This window comes from Herbaspirillum autotrophicum (genome assembly GCF_001189915.1).
GTDB lineage: Bacteria > Pseudomonadota > Gammaproteobacteria > Burkholderiales > Burkholderiaceae_D > Herbaspirillum > Herbaspirillum autotrophicum.
This window is the reverse complement of the sequence record NZ_LFLS01000012.1, coordinates 1-22,534: the sequence shown is the minus strand read 5'-3', so window position 1 is coordinate 22,534 and position 22,534 is coordinate 1. Positions and strand designations below refer to the sequence as shown.

Sequence of the window (22,534 nt, the reverse complement as noted above, 5' to 3'; positions counted from 1 at the left end):
GCGCCGGGCAGAGGAAATGAATAGCGGGTGGAATTGACATTAAAGGATGGCGAGATATTACACTGCACGGCAGCGACGATCCAATTTTTGCTGTTTTTGAACGGAATCTGCATGACTCAACACCCGACGGCATCCACCGTGGCGACACGCATCTTTGGCGAACTGATCAATGTGCTGTACCGGCAGGCGACGCCCATCTTTTTTGGCAATATCGCGGTCGCCGCGCTGTCGGTATATCTGTTGTGGAATCAGGTGGCGCATCCGGCGCTGTTGTCGTGGGCGGCAACGATTTTCCTGTTGACCCTGATCCGCATCGGGATCGTCCGGCGTGACTTGCGAATGGAACAACCATCCGGCGCAGCACGCCGGCGTGCATGGACCTATGCCTTGTTCTCGGGACTGTCCGGATGCCTGTGGGGCGCGACCGGGATTTTGTTTTTTGCACCGGACAACGCCGTCGTCACCGTGTTCATCTGCATTCTGCTGGCCGGCATGACCGGCGGCTCGGTGGCGTCGCAATCCTCGTTCCCGCCGGCGTACTACGCCTTTGCGCTGCCGACCGTATTGCCGTTCGCCTTGCGTTCATTTTTCCATGGTGGTCCCTTGTTCTCGGTGCTGGGTGTGTTGTCGCTGTTTTTGCTGGGCGTCAATCTGGCCTACAGCCGCAATTTCCATCGCACCGTGCGCGAAGCGGTCGCGCTGCGGTTTGAAAACACCGGCTTGATAGAACAATTACAGCAAGAAAAGGAGCGGGCCGAATCGGCCAGTCGTTCCAAGTCGCAATTCCTGGCGGCTGCCAGTCATGACTTGCGTCAGCCGACCCATGCACTGGGTTTGTATATCGCCACCTTGCGCGCGATGTGCAATGCCACGGCTGTCAGCACGCAGGAGGTGGGGGCGATTGCCGGCAAGCTGCAAGTGGCGCTCAAAGGCCTGGTGCAATTGCTGGATGTGTTGTTGGATATTTCCAAGCTGGACGCGGGGGCGGTCAAGGTCAGGCGCGAAGTGTTCGATGTGCAGGAGTTGCTGGAAACCATTGACCAGCAATTTTCCGGCGTCGCTGCCGAACAAAAACTGCGCTTTATCGTCCGCCCGACCTCGGTGTTGATCCAGACCGACCGCGCCCTGTTGCACAGCATCCTGGCCAATTTCGTTTCCAATGCATTGCGCTATACCGAGCGCGGCAAAGTGTTGGTCGGTGCGCGCCGGCGCGGTGACTTCATCGAAATACAAGTGGCCGATACCGGAATCGGCATTGCGGCAGAACAGTCGCAACTGATTTTTGGCGAGTTCTATCAGATTGGCAATGCGGCCCGGCGACGCGAGCATGGCCTGGGGCTGGGGCTGGCAATCGTCAAGCGCACTGCGGATTTGTTGAATGTCCGCATCGGCGTGCAATCCGTATCGGCGCGCGGCTCGGTGTTTTCGGTCTGGGTGCCGCTGGCACCCCGCACGCAGATCATGACCGCGCAAACCATGCCGGAGCAAAATGCCAACGGTGCCACGAAGGCGATATTGGTGATCGATGATGACGCCGACGTCCTCGACAGCATGCGCTTGCTGTTGTCGTCATGGGGACATCGGGTAGTGGCGGTGGCCTCGCTGGAACAAGCCCTGCATGCCTTGCAGAACCTGCCGAATGCCACCGGCGTGCCGCCGTTCGACCTGATCCTCAGTGATTTCCGGCTGGCGGAAAATGTCAGCGGCGTCGATGTGGTGCGCGCCGTACGTCAGGCATGCGGCTACGACATTCCGGCAGTGGTGATTACCGGCGACACCTCGGTCGATAGCATCAACAGCATCACCGGCGCGCAGCTGGGCATCTTGCATAAGCCGCTGGCGCCGGAGATGTTGCAGGCGGTGTTGCGCGACTTGCACTGAGCGACAATCCACAGCCTTTTCGGCAGCAGGGGCCGACGTGCATTCCCGGTCCGGACAGAACAGTGTCAGGCATCACGCTGCTGCAGTTTTTCGACTGCGTATTCCCACCTGTTCAGAATGAAAAAACCAGTCTCTTGCTGGTTTTTTGTGCTGCTGCGCATCATCAATAATGTGACTGCTGATCGATTTTCGGGTTGACATCGGTTTTTTCGGGACATAAGATGCACATCAATGTTCGCGCGAACATGTGTTTTCGGCAGGGCTGAAAAATGCTGAAAATCCTGCGTGAGCAATCGTGAAAGAGCCGTCGAACAGTCATAGAACCATCATCGAACATCCAGGAGAGTTGTCATGCTTACGCACGCACAGATCGAACAATATCGCACCGACGGGTTGCTGGTGGTACCCGATTTATTGAACGTCTTTACGCTGCAAAGAATGAAAGATGCGCTGGCGCAGTGGGTAGAGCAGTCGCGTGCGGTCGATGCGCATACTCAGGTGTTTGATCTGGAAAACGGTCACAGTGCTGCCGATCCGCGCCTGCGTCGCATCAAGCAGCCGCATAAGCACCATCCGGTATTTGAAGAATTCATCCGGTCCGAGCCGATGCTGGCGGTGTTGCGTGGTCTGCTCGGGCCGGGGCTGCGGTTGCAGAATTCGAAACTGAACCTGAAGTCGCCGCGCTTTGGTTCGCCGGTCGAATGGCATCAGGACTGGGCGTTCTATCCGCATACCAATGACGATATCCTGGCGGTGGGCGTGATGCTGGACGATACTTCACTGGAAAATGGTGCCATGCTGGTAGTGCCCGGTTCCCATACCGGGCCGACGTACGATCATCATGCCGCCGGGCGCTTCTGCGGCGCCATTGATCCGGCCACGCCCGGGCTCGATCTTGAGCGGGCAGTGCCGGTAACCGGCAAGGCCGGCGCAGTCTCCTTTCATCATGTACGCGCGATCCATGGCTCGGCGCAAAATCGCTCCACCATGTCGCGCAACTTCCTGCTCTATGAAGTATGCGCCGCAGATGCATTCCCGTTGATGGGCGTGAGCGATTTCGATGAATTCAATGCACGCTTGCTGAGCGGCGAACCGACCATTGTGCCGCGCATGCGCGACGTGCCGGTGCGCATGCCGCTGCCGCCGGCGTTGAATCAAGGCTCGATCTACGAGAATCAGTCGTCGCGCGGCAGCCGTTTCTTCGACATTGCCGACGACGACGCCGCGCAGGCCGCCTCCACTTGAGCGGGGTACCGATACCATGCACACCTTACTCGTCTATCAATCGTTATGGGCCATGGAACGCCGTCGCCCGGACGGTGTGGAATGGACGCTGGACGAAAAACTGAAGCTGATCCGTGATGCCGGTTTCGATGGTGCCGGTGTGCGTTTCTTTGACCGTGATTACGTGCGCGAAGTCACCGGTTTCCTGCGTGCGCATGGCATGAGCTGGCAAGCCCAGTGCTATCCGCGCAGCGTCGATGAACTCAAGCCCATCATCGAGCATGTGCAGGAATTCGGCGCCGATCACATCAACCTGCAAGCCGATGTGCGGCCTTATACGCTGGCCGAATGCATTCCCTATATTGAAGGCTGGCAACGGCTGGCGGATGATGCCGGTATTGCGCTGCATATCGAAACGCATCGCGACCGCATGACCACCGATCTGTATTTCACCCTGCATCTGCTGGATCAATTCCCGGATCTGAAACTGACGGCCGACTTGTCGCATTACGTAGTAGGCCGGGAATTCGCCTGGCCGGTATCCGAGGAGAATCACGCGCTGATGCATCGCATTATCGACAACGCCTGGGGCTTTCATGGCCGCGTTGCCAGTCGCGAGCAGATACAACTGCCGCTGGCATTTCCTCAACATCGCAAGTGGGTGGAATTGTTCATGCAATGGTGGGAGTACGGATTCCGGAGCTGGCACCGGCGCGCGCCCGATGATGCGGTGCTGACCTTTCTGTGCGAACTCGGACCACCCGAATATGCGATGACCGGCGCTGACGGTCATGAACTGTCGGATCGCTGGCAAGAGGCTGGCGTCATGAAGGATGGCGTGCGCGCCTTGTGGGCCCGGTGCCAACCGGATAAAACAGTGCAACAAATCGCAGCAGCGGCATAGCAGTGTTCACGCGGTAGCAAATGACGGCAAGAAATCGCAGTAAAAAACCACAGCAACATCAAGGAGGAGTATCGGTTCCCGTATTTTCCAACGGCATCGTGGCGCGCGCAGATCGAGATAACACGACACGCATTTCCCGCTCGCAATAGCAGCAACGCGGGAGGGGACGACACTGGTGCCGACATCCAACAGGAGACAGACAGATGAATACAATCGCCAGCAACCCGGGTGCCAACCGCGCCATCGGGTCCGTTTCAGAACACCTCCAGACTGAGCGGGACGCCAGTCGTACGGCCGGTGAAGCCGCCAGCATGCAACGCCAGCGCAACATTGCGTTGCGCTCGTCGGTGATCGGTACCGCGCTCGAATGGTATGACTTTTTTCTCTATGGTACTGCTGCGGCGATCGTATTCAACGTGCTGTTTTTTACCAAGCTCGATCCGATGATGGGCACCTTGGCCGCCTTCGGTTCCTATGCCCTGGGTTTTGTGGTGCGGCCGCTCGGCGGCTTTGTGTTTGGCCATATCGGTGATCGCATCGGCCGCAAGAATGTGTTGGTAGTGACCTTGCTGATGATGGGCTTGAGCACGACGCTGATCGGCTTCTTGCCGACCTATGCCAGCATCGGTATTGCGGCGCCGATCTTGCTGACGCTGTTGCGCCTGATACAGGGTTTTGCCGCCGGCGCCGAATTTGGCGGTGCGGTCACCATGTCGGCCGAGTATGCGCCGGTATCCAAACGCGGTTACTACGCCAGCTGGCCCGGCGTCGGCGTGGCGCTCGGCGTGGTGCTGTCGGCCGGCATATTCACGCTGGTGCGGCAAATGCCGGAGGCCGATTTCATGAGCTACGGCTGGCGCATCCCATTCATTCTCAGCAGCATCGGCTTGGCAGTGGGGATGTATATCCGGCTGTATGTGCAAGAATCGCCGGCGTTCGAAAAGATCAAGAGCAAGAAAGCAGTATTGAAGTCGCCGATCAAGGCCGTGTGGAAAAATCACCGGCGCCATTTGTTCATCGCCATCGGTGCCCGGTTTTCTGAAAACACGGCCGGCTATATTTTTCAGGTGTGGGCGCTGTCTTACCTGACGGTGCAATTGAAGGTCGATGCCAGTATCGGTCTGCTGGCGGTGCTGATCGGTGCCGGCCTCGGTGCGGTGCTCAATCCGTTCTGGGGCATGCTGTCGGACCGTATCGGCCGCAAGCCGGTATACATCCTCGGCATTCTGGTCATGATTCTGGGTTCCTGGCCGTTCTTCCTGATGCTGGAAACCCGCGAAACACCGATGATCATCGCCGGCTTCGTCATGATGATCGTGTTCGGGCTGTATCCGATGTTTTCGGTGCAGGCCGCGTTCTTTGCCGAACTGTTTCCACCGAGCGCCCGCATGAGTGGCATTTGCATGGCACGCGAATTGTCGTCAGTCATCACGGGCGGCATGGCGCCGGTGATTGCCACCGGTTTGCTGGCCTACTACGGTGGCAGCTATTACCCGATCATCGGTTATCTGGTCTTCATGGGCGGGGTGGCGTTGATCGCCTTGCTGATGGCGCCGGAAACGCGCGGCGTCATCTATGCCGAGGATGCCTGAGGTTGCACTTGAGTGAGGTTCGTCCGCGGTCAGGGCTGCTGAGGGTCAGGCGCTCTGGCGGCGGACGATGGAGAAGCCGAGATCGCTGACCGTTGGTGCCGGTGCAGCGGCATCGCCACCGAGCCGGGCCAGCATCATTTGTGCCGCGGTTTCACCGATGCGATGGCTGCTGACATGGACCGTGGTCAGCGGCGGGTTGATTTCCGAGGCGATGTCGAGATTGGCAAAACCGGCAATCGCGATGTCCTCTGGAATCCGGATTTGACGCCGGTTGCATTCCAGCACGGCACCGGCAGCGATGACATCGTTACTGAAAAATGCGGCATCGACATCGGCATGTTGCGTGGCCAGTTGCACCATCGCTTCGCGTCCGCCTTGCAGGAATGAACCGGGCGCTACCGTGATGCGGACCGGTGCCCGCAACCGGTGCCGCCGCAGTGCCGCGCTCAGTCCCGCCATGCGCGCCACGCCACGCGGATCTTCGCCGCCGACAAAGGCGATGCGGCGGTAGCCTTGTTCATATAAATATTCACCCATGGCCGCGCCGGCATCGACATTGGAAAAGCCGGCCAGCATGTCAATCGGGTCCGGCGTCAGATCCCAGGTTTCCACTACCGGAATACCGGCCGCCTTGAGTCGTTGGCGGGTCGCGGCCGTATGCTGCACACCGGTCAGCACTACGCCGTCAACGCGGCGGCCGATGAAGGCTTCTACCAGTTCGGTTTCGATCTGTTCCGAATAGTCACTCTGGCCCAGCAGCAACTGATAGTCGTGCGCCATCAGGTAATCGGACATGCCGCGCACGGTTTCGGCAAAGATCGAATGGCCGATGGTCGGCACCACCGCGGCGATGATCCGTGTGCGCCGCGATGCCAGGCCACCGGCCAGCAGATTGGGGATATACCCCATGCGCGCAATGTACTCTTGCACCTTCTCGCGGGTGGCCGGCGCCACCTTGTCCGGTGAATTGATCACCCGCGAGACGGTGATGTGCGAGACGCCGGCAGCGCGCGCCACATCTTCTTTGGTCACTGCCCGCGATGCTCCGGCTGCGTCGCCCGCTGAAATTTTCTTGTGCATGTTGAATGCTGCGCCTGTCCACGGTGAACTGTCTGATGGCTGCTATTCTGACATTAATTATCTGACTTGCAATGGCGTTTGTCGGGAAGACAACAATAAGCCCTGCAGATTGATGTCAGGATGGCAAATGCATCGCCAACCCCGGGCTGGCATTGCAGTGTCAAAAGCTCAATCCGAAGTGGCGGCAGCGATTGCCAGTGACTCTATGATCTCGATCAGCGTCGCCAGCGTTTGCGCCGGATTTGCCTTGGCATGGCGGGAGGCGATCTGATGCGCCGCCAGCGTGAACGAGGCGTCGGTCAACTGCGTTTGCAGTACTTGTCCGAATGCATTTTCGACCGCATCCGGCAGGATACCCTGACCGGCGCCGGCAGCGGCGACGCGCGCGGTGATCAGCAACTGTTCGATATGGACGGGCAGCAACAGCATCGGCACGCCATGTTGCAGACAATCAGCCGTGGTGCCATGGCCGCCATGGGTAATGGCCAGCTCGCATGCAGGCAACAGCGCCTGCAGGTTGAGCGGCTGGCGATAAATGCGCAGGCGCCTGGATCCCGCATGACGCTGCAACAACGATTCGGGAATGTCGGGAATCATGGCGATGACCTCGACATTGGTGGCGGCCAGCAGATCAAGCACTTCGGGCAGCCAAGGGTGCTGACGCAGGTACATGAAAATGCGTGGTAACCGCGCCTGCTGCCAATGTACCGTCTGACCCTCGGCATGGTGTTGCAGCGGGCTGGCCAGAACCGCATGACTGCGATTGGCGGCGGGGTAATGATCGAGTTCCGGTAATGTCAGCAGGATGGTGCGGTCGGTTTGCAAGGCCTCACTCAAGCTGGCGGCTGCGGCATGGCCGTGCGTCGCCAGCACGGTATTGATGGTGGCCAGCACCTTGCATTCCGTGGTCGCCAGCGCTGCGGCCAGATCGGGACGCCAGGGCCGGAAGCAGGGCATCGGTGCGACCGCCGGTGGAATCGTGAAGCCGGTGCCGATATGCACCGTTTTCAAGCCCAGCATGCGGGCCGCGATGAGCGCGGCCGGTGCGTGTTCCAGCACCACGACGTCGGTCTGCAACAAGCCGTGCAAATGGCGCCATGCCGTCATCATGCCGTGCAGCGCAGTGGCTTGCGTGAATCCGGTGCGGGCCAGGATGTCGGCATAGCTGGCGATGTCGCGGTTCAACTCATGCGGTGCACGCAACGCCGGCGCCGGCAGGAACGGAATTCCCCTCGGCGCCAGTATGGCTTGTGCTGCTGTCAGATGGTTGACGATGAAGCTGACTTGATGGCCGCGCGCCAGCAATGCTTCGGCGATGGGCAGCATGCGGTACAGATGACCGAAATTGTCGCCGAGCTCCCAGGCGAAGACGATGCGGCTCATGATGGGCTCCGGCAAACGGATGACGCGGACAAGACGATGGACGACATGGCTGACTCGATAAAAAGCGGCCGCTGAGGCGGCCGCAAGGGTAAGGATTGACGATACCGGATAGGCTCAGAACGACTGCCGTACTTTCAGCGATACGGTCTGATTGCTGAAGCCGCTGCGGTTGGCTTCGGCATCGTAACGGGCCGTGACTTCGGTGCCGCCCTGACGATGCAGAATCAGGCCGGCGCCGCCACGCAGCGTCCATGGCGACGGTTCCAGACCTTCGGTCGAGAATGCGCTGCCGCCGCCGACAAAGGTCGAGGTGATTTGCGCGCTTTTCGCCAGTAGGTTGTAGCCGACGCCGAGATTGGCGACGATGGTGGTATCGGCAGCAACGGCATACGACAGCTTGCTTTCCGCCGCCACGATCAATTCTTCGGTGCGTTGCGAATCGACTTGCAGATTCAATGCGCCGGCACCGGTTTCGGTGTAGCCACGGGTAGTCAGCGAGGTGTAATCGAGGCGCAGCGACGGCGCCACGCTGATCGCATCATTCAGACTGAACACGCGTGCCACGCCGGTGCCGACGTGTGCGCTCCAGCCGTTGTAGTTGCTGGTGGCACGGCGGTTGAGGCCGCCGAAGTTGATGCCGCGTTCGCCGTCGGTGCGATTGAGACCGAGATCGCCTTGCCAGCTCAGCTCGGTGCGCTCATCGATGCTGTGGCTGCCATACAGCATGGCCTGATAACTGTCGATCTTGGCCGATTGCGCGGTGCTGCTGTCGTTGCCGCTGACGTTGGTGTGGGCATACGCAAATGCCGCACCGAGACGGTCATGCTCGGTCAGCACGCCATCGGCACCGACCACCAGGCCACCGGTGCGCGCATCAAAACCTGACACGCCGTTGCGATCACCCTGTTTGGCCCAGGAACCGAACGGCTTGGCCCAGATCTGTTTGTCGCTGATGACATCTTCACCGGTCGACAAACCAAGATTGCTGTCTTGACGCGCCTGCACGATGCGACCAGTCTGGTTGATGGCTGCCGCAGCGGCGGACGCAGTGGCGCCGGTCATCAGCGGCAGGGTTTGCTTGACGGCGTCGGACACTTGTTTGCTGTTTGACAGACGGCCAAGGGCAGTGACAACCGTACCCATGTCGCCGTTGCCGTTACTGCCGGCGATCAGCTTGTCGAGTTCACGCGCGGCACCGGCACCGACGAAGTTGCGATTGTCGACAGTGCTGCCATAGACCGTCGAGGCTTGCGATACCAGCAGATCGACATTATTGCCATTGACTACGCCGGCGAAGTTGAACAGGGCGCTGTCATCAGTGACCTTGAAGGTCGAGGCTTGCAGTGCAGTGGCCTTGATGATGCCAGCCAATACCGTGTTGGGTGCCAGTGTCGCCAGCGACGACACGCGCACGTCAATGCCGGTGCCGGCGGCCAGAACAGCAGTGCCGTTCACTGTCATCTGGCCGTAATTGGTGGCCGACAGCACTTCGGTGCGGAAGCTGGCATCGGCCGCTTGCACGTAGTTGCCATCGACAGTGAATGGCGTGTTGGCCTTGACTGCCAGCGTGCCGTTGTTGTTCAGGCCGTCAGCGGCTCTGATGGCATAGGCGGCATTGAAGGTGCCACCCCTGGTGACATTGAAGGTACCGACGTCGAACGTGTTTTGCGCGCTGAAGTTGCCGTTGACATTGACCACGGAACCCACACCCTGAACCGCGCCGGTTACCCGGGCAGTATTGCCGTTGAGATTCAGAATGCTGTCTGCCAGCGTTACTGCGCCGTCCAGTGTGCCGCTGTTGTCAATGGTGATCGGCGCGTTGAGGGAGAACGGAACCTGATCCTTGATGATGTCAATTGCTTTCAGGCCGGACAGGGTGCCGGAGTTGATGATCTTGCCGTTCAGCGTACTGTTCTGAATGAGAATGGCGTAGCCGTTGGCGGCGTTGATGGTGCCGCTGTTGGTAATGTTGCCCTGGACGGTGGAGAGCGCGACCACAATGCCCATGCCACCGGGGCCACCTTCAGCGCCATCGATGAGGCCGGCATTGGTGATGCCGCCGATATCCGACCTCAGTACGGTAATGCCGATATTGCCTGACAGAATGCTACCGCTGACATCATTCACAATCTCGCCGGTAATCTTGCTGCTATCGTCAACGAAAATGCCGGGATTGAATTCGCCGCCGGAAATCGTGCCGCTGTTGAGCACCTTGCCGTTGACGGTGCCACCGGTGAGCCGCAAGGCAGCGTCCCCATTCAAATTGCGCAAGATACCGGTGTTGGTGATATTGCCATTGATGATGCCGCCATAGCCGATGTGGACGGCGCCGCCTTCACCGCCGTCGATGGTGCCGGCATTGCTGATGCCGCCGTTGACGGTGGAGTCGCTGACCATAATGCCTGCCCGGCCACTTTGAATAGTGCCATTGATGCCGTTCCTGATGCCGCCGGTGATGGTTGAACTGTTGCTGATGCCGATGCCGTCGTTCTCATTGTTACTGATACTGCCTGTATTGCTTATGCCTTGACTGATGACTCCGTTCAGAATCTGAATCCCGCCGGTCCGGGCGTTAATGGTGCCGGCGTTGCTGAGCTGGCCATTGATGGTTGCACCCTGGATCAGAATGCCGGTCTCGTCCGTGGTGATCATGGCGTTACTGGCATTGGTGATGCCGGTGACCGATGTGCCATTGTCCAGCTGGATGCCGCTGCTTTGCCGCTCGATGACACCCTGATTGTTGATCACGCCGGCGCTGATACCGTTGCTGACCAGCACGCCGATGCTGCCGCCGTATTCGTCGTCGCGGGCAAGCGTGCCGGTTGGCATGATGACGATACTTTCGCCGGCAGCCAGTGCACAAGTATCGATGGTGCTGTTGTTGACGATGGTGACATTGCCTCCGGTCACGCCGCCGCAGCTGCTGGCAAAGGCGCTGCTCATGCTCAGGCAGGCTGTGGAGATCAGGATGGCAAGCTGTTTTTTGCGCGTATTGAATACGATTGTCATATTTTTGGAATGCTTGTTGGATTGTGAAATGGCGTTGTGAGTCGCCGCCCGCCCCGGTGTCCGGTGCATTCGGGCACCCCATCGGTACGTTGTTTTTCCATGCCGGCGCTTGCGCCTGGCAGCATGGAAACTGGGGCGAGCATATAGAAACGTTGCCGGCCGGAACTGAGCAAATCTGAGCGAAATGTGGGGCTGCGAATGCAGCGTGTTTTTAAACTTGCAACGGAACGATGGACATCCGTTGCGAAAATGACGGATGCCGGTTTGCAGGAGTGGTGGCCGGATGCAAGCCAGAACAGGGGGGAGGTTGGCCGGCCATCTCAGTTTGAAGTATCAAACTGAATGACTGGCAGTGTGCGGCAGGTAAGGCAGACGAGGGTACTGAGGAGGGGGCAGAGGCTGGCCGGGATGATTGGCAAGAACCCGGAAGTGCAGTCGCGTTACGTTGTGCAGTCAGCCTCGAAAATGAATTCGGTATATTCACCGGTGCTCTCGAGACGCAGACTGCCGGCATGCGACTTGGCGATCTCGGACGCGATATAAAGTCCGAGACCGAGGCCATCTGTTTGTTCTGTTCCTGCGCCGCGCGAAAACGGCATGAACATGCGTTGCCTGGTTTCATCGGCAACCGGCTTGCCGCGGTTGGCGACCGCGATGCGCAGTCGCGAGCCTTGATTGCTGGCCGTCACCAGGATGTCGGTATGCGCGAAACCATGCACGATGGCATTCACGATCAGGTTGGAAAGCAATTGGCTGATGCGCTTGGGGTCGCAGCGCAGCGCCCCGGTCAGCGTAAAATTTCTTTGCAGTGAACGTTCCGGATAAGCCGCCGCCAGTTCGCCAATCACATGCTCCAGATCGGATGCCAGATTGTCGACCGGCTTCAGGCAAAGTGGCAATGCGCTGCTGGCATTGGCCCGGGTGAAGTCGGTGACGTCGTCGATCAGGCCACGAATGCGCAAGCCGCTGCGTTTTATCTTCATGGACACCGCCGCGATTTTTTCATCGCTGGTCAGTTTGCCGATGAGGTCGGCTCCCAGCAGCATGGCCGACAGCGGGGTGCGGACATCGTGGCCGAGGATGGCGATAAAGCGCTCCCGCAGCCTGGAATTTTCACGTTCAAATTTCAGATCATTTTCAGTTTCCTTGAGTCGTTCTTCGGTCTCGATGTGGGTTGAAATCAATTCCGCGAAGAGCTTCAGCGTATCGAGTGTCTTCGGTGCCCGCAGGTCGGCAGGGACCGGGTCGAGCCCGCACAGAGTGCCAAAGAACGAGCCATCCTTGCGATACACCGGCAGTGAAAAATAGCTTTCAAATCCGTAATCGCGGGGAATGGCGTGGGTGCAGTAAACGGCGTCGGTTTTTACGTTGTCGATCACCATGCCGGTATTGTTGCGCCGGACCTGATCGCAGAAGGTGCTGGCAATCTCCAGTTCGTCGCCGGGCTTGAGGCCGAAATTCAACTGGTCATTGACGGTGCACAGGGTCCATTGCTCCGGCGTGACCCGCGCCACGCCGACCCAGCGTAATCCGGTGGTGTCGGCAATCACGCGCATGATGGTTGGAATAGCCGCAATCGATTGAATCATTTCGATATCCCGGGCGAGGGGATGCCGGGCGGATTCATTCGGTGTGCTGACAGGGACGGCGTGATGCATGTTGACGGGCAATGCTGGTGGGGGGGGAACCCCATTATGCACGCATTAGCACTTGTCGCAGATTTTTGTCCGTTGCCGGCCAGTGCCGGCCGGCAACAGGCCGGACGCTACGGCCGCTGGCCGGCTTGCAGCCGCGTTTCAATCAAGGCCAGCACGGCCGGCAAGTCGGCTACCGAATCGATCACGTAATGGGCGCCGGCCTCGCGCAAGCGCGCTTCGGCCCGGCTGCGCAAGCCGGCGATCTGCTCGCTGGTCAACTGCGCCAACTGTTCCGGCGTGACACCGACTTCGTTGCCGGACAGCGAGATACCGACGCTCCACATGCCGGCGCGAATACCTTCTTCAATGCCGGGCACGGTGTCGTCGACTTTGATGCAAGCGGCGACATCGCCAATCTTCAGGGCCAGCACATTGGCCAGTGCCATGTAGGGACCGGGCCGGCCGCCGGCGGCCAGTTCATCGCCGGCAATCACATGGTCGGGTGCGATGCCTTCGGCGGCTGCCAGCGGCAACAGCACATCCAGGACCTGACGCGGATAACCGGAGCAGGAGCCGATCTTCAGGCCCTTGCTGCGCAACCAGCACAGCGTGGCGGCAACCCCGGCGATACCTTGCGAGTACTCGCCTACCTTGGCAATCTGCATCGGCATGAAACGGCTGTAGATGGCATCGATGTCCTTGTCGGTCGGGGCATGGCCGTTGCATTGCTGCCATTGCCGGGCAATCGCCGGTTCCGCCAGCAAGGCTTGAATATGTTGCCATTTGGACAGGCCCATCGGACCGCGCGCCTGTTCCAGCGTGATGTGGATATCAAAGCTCTTGAAGGCATCGACGAAAATCTGGGTGGGGGCCAGCGAACCGAAATCGACCAGCGTGCCGGCCCAGTCAAAGATCACTGCTTCGAGGGCGATGGCGCATGGGGATGAAGAAGACATGGAGGATCCTTTGCTAAAAAATGTCAGTTGGCAGCGGCAGAAATGAAATTGCGGCCACGCGGTCCTTGCAAGGCGCGTTGCACGAGAGTGTCCCAATGTTCCGATACGCCGTAATCGGCAGGGTTGGTGCTGATGCCGAGATCGCTGAGAAAGGCGGACAGGCTGGTGATGGCGGCAGCAGCATCGGTGCTGTCAAAAATCTGCTGCAGCAGCGCATCGACTTGCGGGTCTTTGCCGAAGGCCAGGCGCATCACGTGCGGCAGCGAGAAGGAACAGGCGATGCCGTGCACCACGCCGTGCTGCAAGGTGATGTCGTAAGACAGCGAATGCGCCAGCGCGGTCTTGGTGTTGGAAAACGCCAGCCCGGCTTGCAGCGCCGCGACGGCCATGCGTTCGCGCAGTGGCAGGTGGCCGGGATGACGCATCAGCGCCGGCAAGGTGACGACGATCTCGCGTGCCGCCGCCGCCGCGAGACTGGCCGAGACCGGATTGCGATTGACGTTCCAGATCGCTTCCAGCGCATGCGACAGGGCATCGAGGCCGCTGGCCAGCGTGGCGCCGGGCGGCAGGCTCAGCATCAGTTCGGGATCGATGATGGCAGCCTGCGGCCAGGTCCAGGGCCGATGCAACGAATATTTGCGGCCATCGGCGGCGTCCCAGATCGTGGCCCACGGCGTGACTTCACTGCCGGTGCCGGCGGTAGTGGGCACCGCAATCAATGCTTTGGCATTGGCACCGCTCAGTGGTGTGCCATCACGCAAGTGCGCCAGCAGTTGATCGAAGCGACCGGAAGGTGTGGCGGTCAGCATGGCCTTGGCGCAATCGATGACACTGCCGCCGCCGATGGCGACGATGCATTCGACATCGGCATGACGCGCCCATATCCGTTCGTACATTGTCCCCAGCCAGCTGACGTCAGGGTTGGGCTGCACCGCGTTTTCAATGCCCGCCAGACGCATGCCGGGCAAGCCGGCGATGCGTTGTTCCAGGCCCAGCGCAGCGGCTTCGGGAAAGGTGATCAGCAGTGCGCGCCGGCCGTTGAGCAACGCCGGCAATTGGGACAGGCTGCCGGCGCCGGCATGCACCGCCACCGGGTTGTGATAATTCCACATGGGGTCTTGAGTCTTCAATGAGGGTTGGAATGGATGGCTGCTGTTAATGCACGCGACCGTCCTGAATCTTCTGGCGCAGGCGACTGGAAATGGTGTCGGCCACCACCACCATCAGCGTCACCACCACGATGCAGGTGGCAGTGTCCTGATACTTGAACAGCTTGAGGCTGTTGACCAGTTCGAAACCGAGACCGCCGGCGCCGACCATGCCCAATACCGTGGCTTGCCGCAGGTTGACTTCGAAGCGATACAGCACGGTGGCGATCCAGGCCGTGATCACTTGCGGCAAGACCCCGAACACAATCACTTGCAATGGCCGGGCGCCGGTGGCGCGCAGTGCTTCCAGCGGGCCGTCGTCGATTTCTTCAATGCTTTCGGCAAAGAATTTGCCAACCATGCCGACCCCATGCAGCGCCAATGCCAGGACGCCGGGGAACGGGCCAAGACCGACCGCCGACACAAAAACCAGCGCCAGAATCAATTCATTGATGCTGCGCGTGACGTTGAGGAATTGGCGCACGGTCTGATAGACGAAGCGATTGCGGTTCAGGTTGCGCGCCGCCAGGAAAGATACCGGTATCGCGACGATGACGCCGAGCAGCGTGCCCCATAGCGCGATCTGAATGGTTTCGATGGCCGGTGCGATCAGATTGCCGATGATGTTCCAGTTGGGCGGGAATGAGCGGCTGAGGAAATCGCCGATCTGCGGCAGGCCGTTGGCCAGTTCGCCCCAGCTCAGTTGCGTGCCTTGCGCGCTCCAGGTCAGGATCACGGCCGCCAGCACCAGCGCCGCCAGACACAGCAGCCAGGAGCGCAATGTCAGCGGACGCGGACCGGTCCATACATAGTCGTGATAACTGCCGCCGGCGGTGGCGGATTGCAGCGGGGTAGTCATGACAGTGCTCCTTGCGCGGCAAGATCGGGGATGGGGACCAGCTCTGGCGGTGATTGCCGGCTGGTTGCGGCACAGTGTTCCTGCGCTTGCTCGGGGCCGCTGTAGATCAGGTTCAGGTGCGATTCGCGCAATTGGTCGCCACGGCCATCAAACACCAGCTTGCCGCCCGACAGACCGACGATGCGGTCGCCGAACTCGCGCGCGTAATCGACTTGATGCAAGTTGCACACCACGGTAATACCGAGTTCGCGACAGGCGGCGCGCAGATATTGCAACACCAGCCGCGAGGTCTTGGGATCGAGGCTGGCCACCGGTTCATCGGCCAGAATGATTTGCGGCCGTTGCGCCAGTGCGCGGGCGATACCGACGCGCTGACGCTGGCCACCGGACAGGGCATCGGTGCGCTCGCCAGCCTTGTGGTCGAGACCGACCCGGCGCAGGCAATCCATTGCCAGCGCCAGATCGTGGCGGCTGAACAATTGCAGGATCGAGCTCAGCGTCGAGACCTGGCCGAGGCGGCCGGTCAAGACATTTTTCAATACCGACAAACGCGGCACCACATTGTGATGCTGGAAAATCATGGCCACCTGCTGCCGCAGCTTGCGTACGCTGCGGCTGTCGGTGGCGTCGAATCCGGCCGCCACCAGTTCGCCGGAGCTCGGCGTGACCAGACCGTTCATGCAACGCAGCAAGGTTGACTTGCCGGCGCCGGACGGGCCGAGTATCACCAGAAATTCCCCGGCGGCGACATCCAGATCGATGCCGCGCAATACGGCATTGCTGCCATAGTGCTTGGTGAGCGAACGGACGGTGATCATTTCATGGCCTTCAGGTCGAGATTGAGTACCTTGGCGGTTTCGCGCACCACGTTGTAGGCGGCGTCGGTGGTCGGTACGAAACCGTTGAGCACGCCCTGATCGCCCCATTCCACATTCTTGATATTGGCAAACGCGGTGGCGATCTTTTGCTTCAGCTCCGGGCTCAAGTCCTTGCGCCATACCATCGGCGACTCAGGAATATCCGGCGAAGTCCAGACGATATTGAAATCGGATTGCTTGACCACGCCCTTGGCAATGGCCGATGCCAGGATGCGGTCGGCGACGGCGGCGGCGTCCACTTTCTTGTTGGCGACGGCGAGGATGCTGGCGTCATGCGAACCGGAGAAAATCACGCGTGAAAAATACTTGGCGGGGTCGATGCCGTTCTTTTGCAGGCCGGCGTTCGGGAACAGATGACCCGAGGCCGAGGACGGATCGACGAACGCCATGGTGTGGCCCTTGAGCTGCTGCAGGTTGTCAATGCCGCTGTCCTTGCGCGCAATGATCAGGCTCTTGTAGGCGCTCTTGCCGGTCTTCTTGGTTTCTGCTACCGAGAAGGCTTCGACATTGGCGATGGAACTGGCCAGCACATAAGAGAACGGGCCGAGATAAGCCACGTCCAGCTTCTTGGCGCGCAGCGCCTCGATGATGCCGTTGTAGTCGGTGGCAATGAATGGCTTGACCGGCATGCCGAGTTGTTCTTGCAGGCTGTCGATCACTTTTTTGCTGTTTTCCAGCATGGCTTGCGCGTCTTCCGCCGGAATCAGGCCGACCGTCAGTGCCGGGCCTGCCGCTAGTGCTGCCTGGCTGAAAATGGTCGCGGCCAGGGCGCCGAGACAAAGGGTCAAAAGAGAACGTCGTTGCATGATTTATCCTTGATGAGTGTCGTGTGCTTGTAAGGTTTTCAGGGCAGGCCGGCGTCGAACAACAGTGAGCAGAGGCGGGATGGAGTCCTGACCAGCGCAAGATTAAAGATGCTTTGTGACGGCAGCATTATCGATATAATCGATAAATTCTCACTGATCCATAGGTTGGGGCTATAGATGACATCTTCGCAACTGCGCGCCTTTCTGGCCGTTGCCCGCCATCGCGGTTTCAGCGCCGCCGCGCGCGCCCTGGGAGTGACCCAGCCAACGCTGACCACGCAGGTGCAGGCGCTCGAACGCGAACACAACGTCGAACTGTTCCATCGTCGCGGGCGCCGGCTGGAGCTCAGCGAGACGGCGCAGCAACTGTTGCCGATTGTGCAAAACATCGCCGAGCTGGAACTCGATGCACTCAATCTGCTGGTCAATTCCGGCGTGCTGCATGTCGGGCATCTGCGGGTAGGGGCAGTGGGGCCGTTCCATGTGATTGAAATGGTGGATGCGTATCGCGCGCGTTATCCCAAGGTCGAGTTGTCCATCAAGCTGGGCAATTCGGCACAGTCCCTGGCCGACCTCGAAAATTACGTGACCGATGTGGCAGTGCTGGCCAACTTCACTGATGATGCGCGCTTCGTCAGCGCACCCTATGCAGACCACGCGCTGGTGTTGTTCGCGCACGTCGGCCATCCGTTTGCCAGCCGTGCATCAGTGCGGCTCGAAGAGTTGGCCGGGCAGCCGATGCTGATGCGCGAGCAAGGCTCAACCACCCGGCTGGCGCTGGAAAAAGTATTGCAGCAGGCCGGCGTCAAACCACAGATCGTGATGGAAATCGGGAGTCGCGAAGCACTGCGCGAAGCGGTCGCGCGCGGGCTGGGTTTGGGGACGGTTTCGGAGGCGGAGTTCATTCCCGATCCGCGCATTCGCATGGTGCGTATCGAGGGTGACCCGGCCAGCACGCGTACGTTCGTTTATTGTCTGGCTGAACGGCGTGACAGCCGGCTGGTGGCATCGTTCATGGAAGTGGCCAAACGCCGGCCATGAAATGAGGATCGGCGACGGACGTCGCTATTTCTTGCGGCTGCTCTTGGGTTCGGTGCCGGCGTCCAGCACGCTTTTGATGAGCGGGCGGTTTTTTCGTACGGCCAGTGCGCACATGTAATAGTCAATCGTGACCGCCGCCTCTCTGAGCCGAATCGCTTTGGTGCCGGGGATCGCGGTGTATTCGATCTCGGCGACGAAACCGATTCCGAGTCCTTCGGCAATCGCATGCATGATGGCTTCACGGCTGTTGAGTTCCATCACATACTTGAGCTTGATGCCTTGCTTGTTGCACGCGTTTTCAAGCAATTCGCGGGTCTTGGAACCGGATTCGCGCATGATGATGGCTTCGTGTTGAATCTGCTTGAGCGGCATCGACGCTTTGTTGGCCCACGCATGGTCATCCCTGACCACGGCGACAATCGGATAGGTGCGGTAGGGAATGACATGCAAGCGCTTGTCCGGATCGATGAAGGCCAGAATCGCGATGTCGATGGTGAAGTCGTAGAGCCGGGCCAGGGTTTCCTTTTCTGAATTGATCGAGATCGCAAACTCGATACCCGGATGTTTGCGCATCAAGTCATACGTCAGATTCATCACCACTGGCGGCGACACTGCACCGATCCGCAACAAGCCGGTTTTTTGTGAATGCAGGCTTTGCAGCAACTGCACCGCCTCGTCTTCCTGACCGAAAATTCCTTCCGTGATGTCATACAAGCGTCGTCCGGCATCAGTCAGTTCGACATGGCGTCCGCTGCGGTATAGCAACTCCACGGCAAAGCGGTCTTCCAGTGCCTTGACCTGTTCGCTGACGGTGGGCTGGCCGATTTGCAGATACGCCGCCGCAGCGGTAAAGCTGCGGGTTTTGGCGACCGCGTGAAATGACCGGATCCACTTGTGGTACTGGTACATAAAGCTCCTTCCAGAGCGGGTTGTCTCCAACGCTGATCAGGTCGTCAGCGGTGCATGATTTGTCATTCTTTTTTTGCACATCACGGTCTCACGACTGCCACCGGATTTACCTCTGCATCCGCACATTACCGCACCGAAGTCTTGCCGGCAATGACAATAAATGCGGTCCTCGCCGTTATCGGTTGAGCCGATAGAAACAGCATAATAATCGATTTGTACTCCAGGGCCGAGGCGCTGACAATCGCTCCAAACAAAATTGAAAACCATAAAAGGAGACACGCATGACACAGCGATTTTTCAATCCTGTCGCAACGCATTTCGGTCCCGGCAGCCTGGCAGAACTGCCTCGCATCACCCATGGCGCCAAGGTGGTCGTGGTGGCTTTTCCTGAAGCCCGCGCACTGGGTTTGATTGAGAAAATGGAGCAGTTGCTGGGCGATCGGCTGGCTTACGTCATCGAGGATGTACACCCGAATCCGGATGTCGCGCAGCTAGCGAAAATGTACAACCGGTTCTGGCAGCAGGAAGACGCCTGCGACACGGTGGTGGCCCTGGGCGGTGGCAGTGCGATCGATACGGCCAAGGCACTGATCGTCGGCACCAGGAGCGGCCAGTTCGGCGAGTTGTTGCAACTGCTGGCAGATGGCAAACCATTCAGTCCCAACCGCTTCAAGAAACTGATTGCGATACCGACCACCGCCGGCACCGGCAGCGAAGTCACGCCGTGGGCCACGATCTGGGATGCAGCGAAACAAAAAAAATATTCATTGCATCTGGATTGCACTTGGCCCGAGGCAGCGATTGTCGATCCCGACCTGATGCTGTCGTTGCCCGCAAAAATTACCATTTCGACCGGACTGGACGCGTTGTCGCACGCGCTGGAATCGATCTGGAATATCAACGCCAATCCGGTTTCCGATGCCTTCGCCATTTCCGCCATCCACGACATCATGGCTTGCCTGCCGCTGCTGGTCAGGGACCTCGGCAACAAGACCTTGCGCGCCACCATGGCGCTGGCGGCAATGAAAGCCGGGCTGGCTTTTTCCAATACCAAAACGGCACTGGCCCATTCCATTTCTTACGAGATGACCTTGCGCTACGGACTGCCGCACGGCATTGCCTGTTCGTTCACGTTGCCGCTGGTGCTGGACATGGCATGGGGTGAAACCCCGGATCGTGATGCTGCGCTGCAAAAGGTTTTCAACGCCGACCGCAAAACGGCAGTTGAGCGCCTGCGCAATTTCCTGCATCAGCTTGACGTCGGTACCGAATTTTCCGACTACGGCGTCTCCGCGCCGGAAGCGCTGGAGATGGTGCAGAGCGCGATGCTGGGGGCGCGCGGCAAAAATTTTATCGGCACCAAAACCATCGCCGCGTTGCCTTGACCTGCCACCACACCGTTATCGCTGAACCACGTCCATGACCGACAGCGGCGGGTGCCACCATGTTTGAGACGCAGGGGCGCTGGCCGCAGATCAGGAACATATCCTGAACCAGATGATTTTCAGATTTCCGGAAGGAGGACCGGAAGCGGCACGTCAATAAAAATCAAATAAAAAATTACCTTTTCCAACCATTACAACCAGGCAGGAGAGAGGTTTCCGAGGACTCGCAACTCGGTTATCCTCTAAAAAGGAGACATGCAATGAGTTATGTACATACGTCGTCAAGCACGTTCGTCGCAAGTGGTACCAGCTTTCGCCGGGCACAATGGCGCATGCTGCTGGCAGCGATGCTTTGTTATCTGTTCTTTTACACCGGTCGCCAGACCTTTGGCTTTGCCATTCCCGGGATCCAGAAAGAATTCGGCTTTTCCAAGGAAACCCTGGGCTGGGTATCGAGCGCGATGTTGTGGGCCTATGCCATCGGCCAGGCCATCAACGGCAACCTGGCCGACAAATACGGCGGCCGCCGCATCATGAGCCTGGGCGCGATCCTGTCCTGTTTCGCCAATTGGGTCGTCAGTTTTTCAAGCGGCTTTGTCAGCCTGATCTTTCCGTGGGCCGTCAATGGTTACTTTCAGGCGCTGGGATGGGCGCCGGGCAGTCGTCTGTTGTCAAACTGGTGGGGTATCGGCGAGCGCGGCAAAGTCTATGGCTTTTATGTGTTCGCGGCCGGCTGCGCCTCGGTGCTGTCGTATGTGACGTCGATTGTGGTGCTGGATGTTCTGCATCTCGACTGGCGCTGGATATTCCGGATTCCGGTGCTGCTGATGCTGGCCGGCGGTGTGTTCTTTTATCTGGTGGCGCGTGAACGGCCGGAAGACATGGGTTTCCAGCCGTTGGATACCGGTGTTGCCAATGCCGGTGACAAAGCCAATGCGGCGCTGGATGATCAGCATGAATCTTCGTGGACCCGCTATAAGGCGGTGCTGAGCAACTGGCGGCTGATCATTGCGGCGCTGTCTCTTGGCTTTCAAAATGCCGCCCGCTATGGCTTGATCGTGTGGGTCCCGGTGCACTTTTTCGGATCCAACTGGGCCAAGACGCCGGACGCATTTATCAATCCCAAATGGATCAGCATCGCCTTGCCGGTGGGGATGGCGATCGGCGCCCTGAGCAATGGCTGGATTTCAGACAAGCTGTTCGGCTCGAAGCGCTATAAGGCGATCATGCTTTATATGGTCCTGGGTGCATTGACCAGTCTGTGGATGTTCACGATTCCCGGGCATTCGATGATCGGCGTGCTGGCCTTGTTCCTGTGCGGCTTCTTCGTGTACGGACCCGCCTCGTCGTTCTGGGCCTTGTGTCCGGATCTGGTCGGCGCCCGCCGTGCCGGCACCGCCACCGGCATCATGAACTTTTCTTCCTACCTGTTTGCCGGTCTCGGTGAGCCGTTGATCGGGCATCTGCTGGACAGCTCGGGCAACACGGCACTGGTATTTCCGATTGTCGCCGTGAGCTGTGCCATCAGTGCCGTGGTGGCGCTGTTTATAAAACGTTGACTATAAAGCGTTGACGACAGGGCATTGACTATCGGGCGTTGAAGCCGGCGCCGGTAGCGCAATTTCAGGTGTTGTGGCGGACGCTGTCCCGCAAGCGCAATGCACAAGCAATGAATCAGGAGATGATATGTCGCTGTTAACAGAATTGAACAAACTCAACGATGGTGAACCCTTGCATCAAAAAATGCGCATTGCCGGCAAGCTGGTCGGTAATGAACGCGTGATCGAAGTCCGCAATCCCTACAACGGCAAGTTGGTTGGCACGATTCCGAAAGCCACGGTC

Annotated in this window: 17 protein-coding genes; 7 read left to right on the top strand and 10 right to left on the bottom strand. The window is 59.2% G+C overall.

Annotation, left to right across the window (positions count from 1 at the left end; all coding sequences use genetic code 11):
- Nucleotides 1-111: 111 nt before the first annotated feature.
- The 4 genes from AKL27_RS11155 (at nt 112) to AKL27_RS11140 (ending at nt 5,601) form a co-directional block, all read left to right on the top strand.
- A complete protein-coding gene (locus AKL27_RS11155; protein ID WP_050462902.1) occupies nt 112-1,881 on the top strand; it encodes a hybrid sensor histidine kinase/response regulator in 1,770 nt (589 codons plus the stop codon).
- Nucleotides 1,882-2,232: 351 nt separating this feature from the next.
- Nucleotides 2,233-3,126: a phytanoyl-CoA dioxygenase family protein gene (locus tag AKL27_RS11150; protein ID WP_050462901.1), complete on the top strand. Its 894-nt coding sequence runs from the start codon at nt 2,233-2,235 to the stop codon at nt 3,124-3,126.
- Between the two features lie 16 nt (nt 3,127-3,142).
- The gene (locus tag AKL27_RS11145) at nt 3,143-4,009 is read left to right on the top strand and encodes a sugar phosphate isomerase/epimerase family protein (RefSeq protein WP_050462900.1); all 867 of its coding nucleotides are present in this window, start codon (nt 3,143-3,145) and stop codon (nt 4,007-4,009) included.
- 203 nt (nt 4,010-4,212) lie between these two features.
- Nucleotides 4,213-5,601: an MFS transporter gene (locus AKL27_RS11140; RefSeq protein WP_050462899.1), complete on the top strand. Its 1,389-nt coding sequence runs from the start codon at nt 4,213-4,215 to the stop codon at nt 5,599-5,601.
- 45 nt (nt 5,602-5,646) lie between these two features.
- Here AKL27_RS11140 and AKL27_RS11135 read toward each other — a convergent pair whose 3' ends face one another.
- From AKL27_RS11135 to phnD, 9 genes are all read right to left on the bottom strand, one after another.
- Nucleotides 5,647-6,681 (bottom strand): LacI family DNA-binding transcriptional regulator, encoded by a 1,035-nt coding sequence (locus AKL27_RS11135; RefSeq protein ID WP_050462898.1) that lies wholly within the window; start codon nt 6,679-6,681, stop codon nt 5,647-5,649.
- Between the two features lie 168 nt (nt 6,682-6,849).
- Entirely contained in the window at nt 6,850-8,064 is a 1,215-nt protein-coding gene (locus tag AKL27_RS11130) for a glycosyltransferase (protein ID WP_050462897.1), read from the bottom strand.
- A gap of 114 nt (nt 8,065-8,178) precedes the next feature.
- Nucleotides 8,179-11,073: an autotransporter family protein gene (locus tag AKL27_RS11125; RefSeq protein ID WP_198155943.1), complete on the bottom strand. Its 2,895-nt coding sequence runs from the start codon at nt 11,071-11,073 to the stop codon at nt 8,179-8,181.
- A gap of 440 nt (nt 11,074-11,513) precedes the next feature.
- On the bottom strand, nt 11,514-12,662 hold the full coding sequence (locus tag AKL27_RS11120; RefSeq protein ID WP_050462895.1) for a sensor histidine kinase: 1,149 nt from the start codon (nt 12,660-12,662) through the stop codon (nt 11,514-11,516).
- Nucleotides 12,663-12,838: 176 nt separating this feature from the next.
- Complete coding sequence (gene phnX / locus AKL27_RS11115) at nt 12,839-13,666, bottom strand: phosphonoacetaldehyde hydrolase (RefSeq protein ID WP_050462894.1); 828 nt, start codon at nt 13,664-13,666, stop codon at nt 12,839-12,841.
- A 23-nt stretch (nt 13,667-13,689) separates the two neighbouring features.
- Complete coding sequence (psrA, locus tag AKL27_RS11110) at nt 13,690-14,778, bottom strand: iron-containing alcohol dehydrogenase PsrA (protein WP_050462893.1); 1,089 nt, start codon at nt 14,776-14,778, stop codon at nt 13,690-13,692.
- A 43-nt stretch (nt 14,779-14,821) separates the two neighbouring features.
- Entirely contained in the window at nt 14,822-15,673 is an 852-nt protein-coding gene (gene phnE / locus AKL27_RS11105; RefSeq protein ID WP_050462892.1) for a phosphonate ABC transporter, permease protein PhnE, read from the bottom strand.
- Nucleotides 15,670-16,491 carry a phosphonate ABC transporter ATP-binding protein gene (gene phnC / locus AKL27_RS11100; protein WP_050462891.1) on the bottom strand — a complete coding sequence of 274 codons (822 nt, stop codon included), beginning with the start codon at nt 16,489-16,491 and terminating at the stop codon, nt 15,670-15,672. The genes phnE and phnC overlap by 4 nt, the downstream gene beginning before the upstream one ends.
- On the bottom strand, nt 16,488-17,357 hold the full coding sequence (gene phnD, locus AKL27_RS11095) for a phosphonate ABC transporter substrate-binding protein (protein WP_083438986.1): 870 nt from the start codon (nt 17,355-17,357) through the stop codon (nt 16,488-16,490). Before phnD ends, phnC begins: the two co-directional genes overlap by 4 nt.
- Nucleotides 17,358-17,534: 177 nt before the next feature.
- On the opposite strand from phnD, the gene AKL27_RS11090 reads away from it, so the two are divergent.
- Complete coding sequence (locus AKL27_RS11090) at nt 17,535-18,398, top strand: LysR substrate-binding domain-containing protein (protein ID WP_050462890.1); 864 nt, start codon at nt 17,535-17,537, stop codon at nt 18,396-18,398.
- Between the two features lie 24 nt (nt 18,399-18,422).
- Here the strand turns inward: AKL27_RS11090 and AKL27_RS11085 are convergent, their stop codons facing one another.
- Nucleotides 18,423-19,307, bottom strand: a complete 885-nt coding sequence (locus tag AKL27_RS11085) for a LysR substrate-binding domain-containing protein (protein WP_050462889.1) — start codon at nt 19,305-19,307, stop codon at nt 18,423-18,425.
- Nucleotides 19,308-19,588: 281 nt separating this feature from the next.
- Between AKL27_RS11085 and psrA (AKL27_RS11080) the strand changes: the two genes are divergently transcribed.
- Nucleotides 19,589-20,692 carry an iron-containing alcohol dehydrogenase PsrA gene (gene psrA / locus AKL27_RS11080; protein WP_050462888.1) on the top strand — a complete coding sequence of 368 codons (1,104 nt, stop codon included), beginning with the start codon at nt 19,589-19,591 and terminating at the stop codon, nt 20,690-20,692.
- A 260-nt stretch (nt 20,693-20,952) separates the two neighbouring features.
- Nucleotides 20,953-22,251 carry an MFS transporter gene (locus AKL27_RS11075; protein ID WP_050462887.1) on the top strand — a complete coding sequence of 433 codons (1,299 nt, stop codon included), beginning with the start codon at nt 20,953-20,955 and terminating at the stop codon, nt 22,249-22,251.
- The last annotated feature ends 283 nt before the right edge of the window (nt 22,252-22,534 follow it).